The organism is Bradyrhizobium sp. P2_E8, assembly GCF_056403875.1.
Genome location: NZ_JBFUES010001879.1, coordinates 1 through 581, shown reverse-complemented (window position 1 = coordinate 581; position 581 = coordinate 1). Strand labels below are relative to the sequence as shown.

1 protein-coding gene and 1 pseudogene are annotated in these 581 nt (G+C 65.1%); one reads left to right on the top strand and one right to left on the bottom strand.

Annotation, left to right across the window (positions count from 1 at the left end):
• Nucleotides 1–101, top strand: a pseudogene (locus tag AC1D00_RS44480) (DsbE family thiol:disulfide interchange protein); the annotation flags it as partial.
• 139 nt (nucleotides 102–240) lie between these two features.
• On the opposite strand, the gene AC1D00_RS44475 reads toward AC1D00_RS44480, so the two are convergent.
• The coding region (locus AC1D00_RS44475) for a septation protein IspZ (protein WP_477015125.1) at nucleotides 241–581 on the bottom strand (341 nt) is incomplete at its 5' end.

The window sequence follows — 581 nt, the reverse complement described above, 5'->3', positions numbered from 1 at the left end:
GGGGCACCATCGTCTACAAGCTGGTCGGCCCGATCACGCCGGACAATCTGCGCAGCGTGCTGCTGCCGCAGATGGAGAAGGCTTTGAAGGCGGGATCTTAGTACGGGTCTCGTGCCCCGGACGCTGCGCAGCGCTTCTTCAGCGGTGCGCTGCTGAGCCGGGGCCCAGGTCTCCACGACGGCACTCTTGGAAAGGTCTGGGTCCCGGCTCGCGCTTCGCGCGTCCGGGACACGAAACCATTTACCCCTTCCTCACATCCCCCGCTTCCGCCTCGCTCGTCTCCAGCGAGACCGGCTCGAGGTGGTAGCGCTTGGTCAGCGGCATCTGGGCGATGGCGAAGACCATGGTCAGCGGCGTCACGCCGAACACCTTGAAGTTCACCCAGAAATCCGTGCTCTGGGTGCGCCAGACGATCTCGTTCAGGACCGCCATGCCGGCGAAGAACAGCGCCCAGCGCAGCGTCAGGATGCGCCAGCCCTGCGGGGTCAGGTTGAACATCTGGTCGAACATGACGGCGATGAAGGAGCGGCCGAACAACAGCCCACCGCCGAGGATCGCGGCGAACAGGCCGTAGATGATGG